The sequence below is a fragment of the Collimonas sp. genome (assembly GCF_044339385.1).
GTDB lineage: Bacteria > Pseudomonadota > Gammaproteobacteria > Burkholderiales > Burkholderiaceae_D > Collimonas.
The window spans coordinates 1-9093 of sequence record NZ_JBIIVN010000109.1; the positions used below are offsets into that span (position 1 = coordinate 1).

Genomic DNA, 9093 nt, shown 5'->3' on the forward strand with positions numbered 1-9093 from the left:
ACGGTGACGCGACTACTGGCCCGTAACAAGCCAACAAAATAGCTGGAGCATCCGAAAAATCCTTAGCGTACGATTTTTTCCGTTTCCCCTGTTCTCCCCATGCGCAGTGGATGGCTTTCCAGGTCTTTGGGATCAAGCGAAATCCGTACTGGAACGCGTTGCACGATCTTGATCCAGTTGCCGCTGGCGTTTTGCGCCGGCAGCAGCGAGAACGCCGAGCCGGTGCCGGCAGCCAGGCCAACCACCGTACCGTGGTATTCAAATTTCGAGCCGTACAGATCTGATTTCAAGGTCACCGTCTGGCCGATACGCATGTTGTTGATCTGCACTTCCTTGAAGTTGGCGTCAACCCACAATGCATTGAGCGGCACGATCGATAGCAGCGGGGTACCAGCGGCAACACGCTGGCCGACTTGTACCGAGCGTTTGGCGACGTAGCCGGTGGTCGGGGCCAGTAATGTGGTACGGGCCAGGTTGACATAGGCACTACGTACTTGCGCAGCGGCGCTGAGCACGTTCGGGTGCTGCTCGACCGAGGTACGGTCGGTCAATACCTTGTTGGACGCCAATTGTTCGCGTGCCGCTTGCAGCGCCGCCTCGGCGCCTTGCACCGCCACTTTGGCGTGCTCCAGTTCTTCCTTGGATACCGCGCCGGTGCTGATCAGTTGCTGGCGACGTGCGAGGTCGGAGCGGGCTCGTTCCAGTTCGGCGCTGCGTGCACTGACGTTGGATGCTAAGGCATTGTTGTTGACGAACAGCGTGCGCACCTGGCGGACAGTTTGCGCCAACTGAGCTTCGGCCTGATCGAGGGCGACCTTGGCATCGGCCTTGTCCAGTTCCACCAGCGGCTTGCCGATCTGGACCGGTTCAGTATCGTCGGTGTTGATTGCCAATACCGTTCCGCCTACCTGCGGGGTGACTTGTACCACGTTACCGCCGACGTATGCGTCGTCGGTGTTTTCATAGTGGCGGGCATAGATAAACCACCAGATGCCGTATGCGATCAACAGGATGATGAGGACAATTGTGACGCCAATCAGCAGGCCACGACGTTCGCCGTTGCCATTCGCTGCTACCGGAGCAGAGGCCGCAGGTGCAGTAGCAGCGGCAGCGCCGGACGAAGAATCTTGTGGTGTTTGATTTGGTGTTGTCATGATGCGGGCTTCGCAATAAGTGAACGGTTTATTGGGGAATTAATGAGCAGTGACGACGGGCCGGTCGGCGGCAGCTGTAGTTGCGGTAGCGGTAGCGGTAGCGGCGGCCGGATCGATTCCCTCGGCGGTTGCATCAAAGCCGCCGCCCAGGGATTTGATCAGGTTGACCCGCAGATCGGCGCGGCGTGCGCGCGCATCCAGTTCCAGCTTGCGCTGGGCCAGCCAGGTAATTTGGGTGCTGACTACTTGCAGCATGTTGGCCGTGCCGACCTGTTGTCGTTGTTCTGCCAGCTTCATGCCGCGTTCCGCTGCTTCGACTGCCGTTAGCTGATTGGCGTCCTGGGTTGTAGCCGCTTGCAGTGATTGGACGTTGTCGGCGACGTCATGGAAAGCATCGTTCAGCGCTTGGTTGTAAGTCGCCACGGCGCTGTCGTAGGCGGCTACCCGACCCTTGAGCTGGGCGCGCAGCGCGCCGCCTTCAAAGATCGGCAGGTGGAGCGCCGGGCCGCCGACGACGACTTTACTGCTGTGGTTCAGGAACTGTGAAAAACTTAGGCTGGAAAACCCTACCATCGCCGACAGGTTGATGTCCGGGTAAAACTCGGTCTTGGCAACCTTGATATCGCTTTGTGCGGCTTCTACCTGCCAGCGCGCCGCGACAATGTCAGGGCGGCGTCCCAGTAAGCCCAGCGGCAACTGGTCTGGCAGTGCAACGGCGCTGTCTGCGGGTAGTTGCGGTACCGGGATTTTCAGGCCGCGGTCAGGGCCCTGGCCCATCAAAGCGGCGAGTTGGTTGCGGGTCAGCTCAATGGCTTCTTGCCATTGCGACTGTTCGGCCCGCAGGCCAGCGACTTGTTGCCGGCTTTGCTGGTTTTCGCTTTGCGTATCCAGGCCTGCAGCGAAGCGTTGTTGCGTCAGTTTATCCAGTTTGTCGCGCAACACCAGTTGCTGGTTGGTCAGGTCCAGTTGTGCATACTGACGTCCCAGTTGCAGCCATGCTTTCGAAATGGCCGCGCTCAGCGCCAGTCGTGCTGCATAGTTTTCGGCTTCGGCTGCCTTGCTTTGCGATATCGCCGAGCGCAACTGTTCGCTGTGCTTGCCCCAGAAATCCAGATCGTAGGAGAAATTCAGCGCAGTTTCATAATCGGTCACATACATGCCGCCAAACGGTGGCGGGTAAATGCTGTTCTCGGTAAAGCGTTGGCGGGTGGCGGACAGGCTGGCTCCCACTTGCGGTTTGCTGGTGGCGCCGGCTGCTTCGATCATCGCGCGCGCCGCTGCGATGCGGGCTGCGGTGGCTTGCAGGTTGGGATTGCTCGCCAAGGCCTCATCAACCAGTTGCTGTAGTTGGGCACCGCCAATGGCGCTCACCCAAGAGGCGCTGGGCCAAGTACCACCCTGGCCAGGAAGCGTTGATGCTGAGGCGTAATCGTCAGGATTGTTGGAGCGGGCTGTACTGTGTATACCGCTGAAATTGGCGCACGCGCAAAGCAGCAAGGCGGCCGCACCGATGGCAAGCCGCTGAGCACTAATTTTTGGCAAATTGCGCGTTGATGTGGAGGGATAAAGGTTCATGTCGGTATTGATTTGACGAAAGTTTGTTTGATTTGGCGGCTATTTTTACGGCTGAAATATCTGATGTAACGGCGTTTCAACTTCCGGTCGAAAGCAAAGATCAACAAATTAATATTGCATAGTCAAAGGCTTTTCTCTTCAGTTGAATTGCTCAGCAGCAAGCGTCGCAACATAGATTTCAAGAAGCCTATCTCTTCTGCGCTGAACGCAGAAAAATGCTTATTCAATACACCGCAGAACACCTTCGGTATCTGTTGTGACAGGGCAATTCCATCCGCAGTCAACTGTAACTTCATCAAACGTCGGTCGTGCGTGCATGGCTCGCGTTGTATGAGATTACGTGTAACCAGGCGGTCTACCATGCGTTTGGTCGATGCAGCATCGGTATAGGTCTCGCGCGCGAGGTCTGCCGCGGTCGAGTATTTTCCTGTGGACAACATCAAAATAATCGCACCTTGCGCATGAGTAATCCCATATTGCGCAAATGACTCATCCGAACTCTTGACGAGCATGGCACGTGAACGGGCCAGCAAGTAACCTATGCTTTCTTCGATCTGATAGGTGTCAAGATCAAATAACGGGGATGAATTGCTCATTTTCTTGCTTGGATAATCATTGACCAGGCAAGAATATACTGCAAAATAAAATTCTTTGCTGGCGCTGCCGTAGAAGTGCTGCTCAGGCGTTAGAGGCATTCAACCCGGCGGCGGCTGGCAACTGGGTAGCCGCACCGTCACAGTCAGGCCGCGTGCTTGTTCCCCGCCGCGTGCACTGCTGTCCAGCGTCACCGTGCCTTGCGCAGCGATGACGATTTCCTTCACGATAGCGAGGCCAAGGCCGGTGCCCGCTTGTCCCGCAGCGGCGTTGCGAAAAAAACGTTCGAATACACGGTCGCGTACTTCCGCAGGAATGCCGGGGCCATTGTCGCCGACGGTGAGTTCGATCCAGCCGCCGTCGCATGCCAGCGTCACCGTAACCTTGCCGTTGGCAGGGGTGTAGCGGATGGCGTTATCGACCAGGTTCATCAGCATGGCGCTGAGCAGGGCCTGGTTACCCATCACCCAGGCCTGCTCGATAGCGGTGTCGAAGCCGAGGTCGATGTTCTTGCGTTGCGCCAGGTCGACGATCTCCTCTAGCACGCTGGCCGCCAGTGCGATCAGTTCTACCGGATGCTTGAGGAACGCGGTTGTGTTGGCCGCTTCAGCCTGCGATAGCAACAATAGCTTGTTGGTCAGGTCGGTCATGTTGCGGCTGCTTTCCTGCAGCGCTTGCATGACTTCGGCACGCCGGCTTTCGTCGTCGAGACGGCGCGCGAACTGAATTTGCGAGTCGATCAGTGTCAAGGGCGTGCGCAACTGGTGTGCGGCATCCGTAATGAAGCGCTTCTGCGCCGCCACCTGAGCATTGAGGCGCTGGATGGTTTGATTCAACGCTTCGACGATCGGCCGCAGTTCGAGTTGCAACTGACCCGGTTTGATCGGCGACAGCGAGGTGGCGTCGCGCATTGCTAACTGGTCTTTCAAATTCATCAGGGGACGCAGTTCCATGGTCAGGCCGATCACGACCAGCGCGATTGCCAGTAACAGCATGGCGATTTGTCGTTGCAGGGCAGGGTGCCACAGATCGGCCAGCATCTGGTCATGCGAGCGGATGGTCTGGCCGACCATGATTGCCACACTGCGCAGTTGTCTGTTGTCATACAGCGTACGTACCGCACTGACTACGCGCAACGCCTGGCCGTCATACTCAATGCTGTGAAACGCCGGGGAACTGCGCGGGAAGCGCAACGCTTTTGGGAAGTCAGGGCGTCCCGCCAACAGCTTGTCATGGTCGGTGATGACCTGGTAATACACTTGGTCTTGTTTGGTGGAAGCCAGCAGTTCCAGCGCCGCCGGCGGTACGCTGACATGCGGCACGCCATCCTGCCAGGAAATCGCACCGGCGATCACTTGGGCAGATGCCAGCAGCGCATGATCTTGAATCAGATCGGCAGTTTGCCGTGCGCTGCGATACGACAGCGACGCACTGATAGCGACGAACGGCGCCAGCGGGATCAGCAGCCACAGCAGTAAGCGCAGGCGCAGGCTGACAATCACTTGAAGTCTTTCTGCTTAAGCAGGTAGCCCAGCCCGCGCAGCGTCATGATGGCTGCCTGGCAGTGTTCCAGTTTTTTGCGCAGGCGATGGATGTAGATTTCAATCGCATCGGCGCTGGGCTCGTCGTCAAGCCCGAAGACGCTGCTGACCAGTGCTGCCTTCGATACCGTCTTACCCTGTTTGAGCATCAATATTTCAAGCACATCGTGCTCGCGTCCGGGCAATGCAAGCAACTGGCCGGCGATTGAAAATTGCCGTGTATTGGTGTCGTAGCGCAGATCGGCACAATGCATTTCGGCGGCCTTGCCCGGCGTCTGGCGGCGGATCAATGCCTTGATGCGTGCCACCAGTTCGCGCACTTCGAACGGCTTGACCAGATAATCGTCGGCACCGGCACCAAGGCAATCGACTTTTTCGTCGATTGAGCCGCTGGCGGTGAGAATCATCACCGGCACGTTGTTATGCCGTTCGCGCAGTCGTCGCAGTACGCTCTTGCCGCTCATCTTCGGCAGTTGCAGGTCAAGCAGTACCACGTCATAGCCCTCGCTTTGCAGCAGACGGTCAGCAGCCTCGCCGTCACTGGCGATATCGAGCGTGAATTTTTCTTCTTTGAGAATTTTGCTGAGCCACAGTGCCAGTGGCGGATTGTCTTCGATCAGGAGTAGTTTCATTGAAGTGGCATGGCTTGATTATGTTGCACTGCACGCAAAATAACAGGAATTTGGAAAGCTGGATGAAAGTTTTCGCAACCTAGAATACTTCCAAGACCGGAGCGACGGCAAGCGTCCCGAGGATCCGGTCATAATCCCAAAAAATAAATGGAGACAACACAATGCAGACCCTCGTCCGTGGCTCAATCATTTCCGCCTTGCTGGTCGCTGCCGGTGCGCTAAGCGCAGGCCATGCGGTTGCCGCTGATTCAGGCAAGATCACCATCATGGTCGGTGGTATTACCAAGATGGTTTACCTGCCGGCCAAACTGACCGAGCAGCTCGGTTACTTCAAGGAGGAGGGGCTGGACGTCGAGCTGCAATCGCAACCGGCTGGCGTCGATGCCGAGAATGAATTGTTGGCAGGCGCGGTGCAGGCGGTTGTCGGCTTTTACGATCATGCGATCGACTTACAGAGCAAGGGCAAGGAAATTACCGCAATCGCGATTTTCGGTCAGGTGCCGGGTGAGGTTGAGATGGTGTCGAGCAAAGCCGCCGCAACCATCAAGAGCATGGCAGACGTCAAGGGCAAGACCTTGGGTGTGACCGGTCTCGGCTCTTCGACCAACTTCCTGACGCAATATCTGGCGGCCAAGCAAGGCATCACGTCGAATCAATTCTCGGTACTGCCGGTCGGCGCCGACAACACGTTCATTGCCGCCATCAAGCAAGGTCGTATCGATGCCGGTATGACGACAGAACCCACCGTATCGCAACTGTTGAAGACCGGCGATGCGTCGGTGCTGGTCGACATGCGTACCGTGGAAGGCACAGTCAAGGCGCTGGGCGGTCTGTATCCGGCCTCCAGCCTCTACGTTCAACGTCCGTGGCTCAATACGCACAAGGCCGAAGCCGCCAAGCTGGCGCGCGCCTTCGTCAAGACGCTGAAATTCATCAATACCCATAGCGCTGCCGAAATTGCCGACAAGATGCCCAAAGATTACTACGGCAATAACAAGCCGCTGTATGTGCAGGCGCTGCAGAACTCACTGCCAATGTTCTCGCCGGACGGAAGAATGCCGGCTGGCGGCCCGGAAACCGTGCTGCAAGTGCTGTCCGGATTCAACCCGAACGTCAAGGGTAAGCACATTGACCTCTCCAAAACCTACACCAACGAATTTGTCAGCGCCACAAAATAAAGTTGCCTGGCCTGGCTTTGGCACTTAGTTAACTCTGGATCAGTTGCGCCACAACGGCAGGCTGTGCGCCTGTCGGTGCGGCTCTGCACGCCGAAAACCCGAGGGCTGGGGCCTGGTGCTGGCTGCTTCTCACAAAGGAAATGTCGAATGAATCAAACAACATCCGCTGCGGTGGCTTCATCATCTGCCCAGCACATCTCACGCGATACGCCGGCCATCGAGTTGCGTAATGTTTCTTGCCGTTTCATCTCGCCGGATGGTAAGGCCACCGTCGCTCTGCGTGACTTTACGATGAGTGTGGCGCGCGGTGAATTTGTTGCCGTGGTCGGTCCGACCGGCTGCGGCAAGTCAACTACTCTGAGCATGATCACCGGCCTGCTCAAGCCGACCGTCGGCGAAGTACGCATCATGGGCGAACCGGTCAATGGCATTGACCCGCGCATTGGCTTTGTGTTTCAGAACGATGCGGTATTCCCGTGGCGCAGCGTGATCGATAACGTTGCAGCCGGACCGCTGTTTCGCGGCAAGCCGAAGGATGCGGCATATGCATTGGCGGAAGAGTGGATACGCCGGGTCGGCCTCGATAAATTCAGCAACCATTATCCGCACCAGTTGTCCGGCGGCATGCGCAAGCGCGTGGCATTGGCACAGACCTTTATCAATAGCCCGGAAATATTATTGATGGATGAGCCCTTCAGTGCGCTGGATATGCAGACTCGCACCTTGATGCAGGATGAGTTGCTGCAGTTGTGGTCGTCGCAGGCCGGATCGGTAGTGTTTGTCACCCACGATCTGGAAGAAGCGATTGCCCTGGCCGACAAGGTATACGTACTCACGGCGCATCCGGCTACCCTGAAAAGCATTTACGAAATCGATCTGCCGCGCCCTCGCGTTATGTCAGAGGTACGCTACGAGCAGCGCTTCATCGATATCTCGCGCAAGATCTGGGCCGATCTGCGTGAAGAAGTACACATCAACTGATCGGTTAATCAGTTACACGTAATTATTTCATTTACCTGGCATCGTCTGTTTTAATTTCGACTTGAGGTCGATTAAAAAGCAGGTGAGAGGAAAAAGGCAACTCAATGACTCAAGCACAAGCACTCGACAAACTCAGCGCGGCTAGCCTGGCGACTGTCGAACAAGAGGCACAACGACAAATCAAACAGCACCACCGGCTGGTGCTTTCATTGCAACTGGCGGTTCTGGTGGTCACGCTGGGCGGCTGGGAACTGGCGGCGCGGTTGCAATGGATCGATCCATTTTTCTTTTCCCAGCCGACCTTGATCGTGGTGCAGATCTACGACTGGATCGTCGAAGGAACTTCGCAGGGGCCGCTATGGGTACAAGTACTGGTTACGCTGGAAGAGACGGTACTCGGCTTTCTGATCGGCTCGGTTGCCGGCGTCATTTGCGGTATTTTGTTGGGTCGTAACAAGCTGCTGTCAGATGTGTTCAGTATTTATATTCAGATTGCCAACTCGATTCCACGGGTTGTGCTGGGATCGATTTTCGTTATCGCACTAGGGTTGGGCATGGCTTCCAAGGTCGCGCTGGCGGTAGTGATGGTGTTCTTTGTGGTGTTCGGTAATGCATTCCAGGGGGTGCGCGAAGCGGACCGGTACATGATTGCCAATGCCCAGATCCTTGGGGCTTCGCCACACCAGGTCACCCTGTCGGTAGTGATTCCATCGGCGCTGAGCTGGATTCTGGCGAGCTTGCATGTCAGCTTCGGCTTTGCGCTGGTGGGCGCAGTGGTCGGTGAATTCCTCGGCTCCAGACAAGGTATCGGCTTGCTGATCTCAACCGCGCAAGGTGCATTCAACGCTAGTGGCGTGTTTGCGGCGATGATCGTGCTGGCAGTGGTGGCGCTGGGAGCCGACTATATACTGACAACCTTGGAAAAACGTTTGCTGAAATGGCGTCCTGCGGCATTCTAGTTTTCCACTAACGCATTTTCCAATGATCGTTCATTCTTAAGTTTGCGGCGCATCTAACCATGCGCCGTTTTTGTTATCTATAAAAAAACGGGTGCAATTCAATCGAGATCGAATTGCACCCGCTATACATTTTTTATTCCACAGCAGCGCGCAGCGTATTGCTGTGCGCTGCTGTCGGCCGTGCTGTCGGCCGTTCCGTTAGCTGATCTGTCAGCCGTCGTTACAGCACATCGCTGGCATGATCCGCCAGGCGCGAACGCTCGCCCCGTGCCAGCGTCACATGGCCACTGTGCGACCAACCCTTGAAGCGATCCACCACGTAAGTCAGGCCGCTGGAGCCTTCGGTCAGGTACGGTGTATCGATCTGCGCGATGTTACCCAGGCAGATGATCTTGGTACCCGGGCCGGCACGCGTGACCAACGTCTTCATTTGCTTCGGCGTCAGGTTTTGTGCTTCGTCGATGATCAGGAACTTGTTG

9 protein-coding genes are annotated in these 9093 nt (G+C 56.6%); 3 read left to right on the forward strand and 6 right to left on the reverse strand.

The window, feature by feature from the left end; translation table 11 throughout:
- Positions 1-62: 62 nt before the first annotated feature.
- The 5 genes from ACIQ0R_RS08795 to ACIQ0R_RS08815 form a co-directional block, all read right to left on the reverse strand.
- Positions 63-1154: an HlyD family efflux transporter periplasmic adaptor subunit gene (locus tag ACIQ0R_RS08795; RefSeq protein ID WP_395826275.1), complete on the reverse strand. Its 1092-nt coding sequence runs from the start codon at positions 1152-1154 to the stop codon at positions 63-65.
- Positions 1155-1193: 39 nt separating this feature from the next.
- Positions 1194-2729, reverse strand: a complete 1536-nt coding sequence (locus ACIQ0R_RS08800) for an efflux transporter outer membrane subunit (RefSeq protein WP_395826277.1) — start codon at positions 2727-2729, stop codon at positions 1194-1196.
- A 122-nt stretch (positions 2730-2851) separates the two neighbouring features.
- Complete coding sequence (locus ACIQ0R_RS08805) at positions 2852-3424, reverse strand: MarR family winged helix-turn-helix transcriptional regulator (RefSeq protein ID WP_395826279.1); 573 nt, start codon at positions 3422-3424, stop codon at positions 2852-2854.
- Complete coding sequence (locus tag ACIQ0R_RS08810; RefSeq protein WP_395826281.1) at positions 3425-4825, reverse strand: sensor histidine kinase; 1401 nt, start codon at positions 4823-4825, stop codon at positions 3425-3427. It lies immediately after the preceding gene.
- Positions 4822-5496 (reverse strand): response regulator, encoded by a 675-nt coding sequence (locus tag ACIQ0R_RS08815; RefSeq protein ID WP_395826283.1) that lies wholly within the window; start codon positions 5494-5496, stop codon positions 4822-4824. Before ACIQ0R_RS08815 ends, ACIQ0R_RS08810 begins: the two co-directional genes overlap by 4 nt.
- A 161-nt stretch (positions 5497-5657) precedes the next feature.
- On the opposite strand from ACIQ0R_RS08815, the gene ACIQ0R_RS08820 reads away from it, so the two are divergent.
- The 3 genes from ACIQ0R_RS08820 to ACIQ0R_RS08830 all read left to right on the forward strand — a co-directional run bounded on the left by ACIQ0R_RS08820 (position 5658) and on the right by ACIQ0R_RS08830 (position 8614).
- Positions 5658-6674, forward strand: a complete 1017-nt coding sequence (locus tag ACIQ0R_RS08820) for an ABC transporter substrate-binding protein (protein WP_395826285.1) — start codon at positions 5658-5660, stop codon at positions 6672-6674.
- 147 nt (positions 6675-6821) lie between these two features.
- Positions 6822-7655: an ABC transporter ATP-binding protein gene (locus ACIQ0R_RS08825; RefSeq protein ID WP_395826287.1), complete on the forward strand. Its 834-nt coding sequence runs from the start codon at positions 6822-6824 to the stop codon at positions 7653-7655.
- 104 nt (positions 7656-7759) lie between these two features.
- Complete coding sequence (locus tag ACIQ0R_RS08830; protein WP_395826289.1) at positions 7760-8614, forward strand: ABC transporter permease; 855 nt, start codon at positions 7760-7762, stop codon at positions 8612-8614.
- Positions 8615-8834: 220 nt separating this feature from the next.
- Here ACIQ0R_RS08830 and ACIQ0R_RS08835 read toward each other — a convergent pair.
- The coding region (locus tag ACIQ0R_RS08835) for a PhoH family protein (RefSeq protein ID WP_395826291.1) at positions 8835-9093 on the reverse strand (259 nt) is incomplete at its 5' end.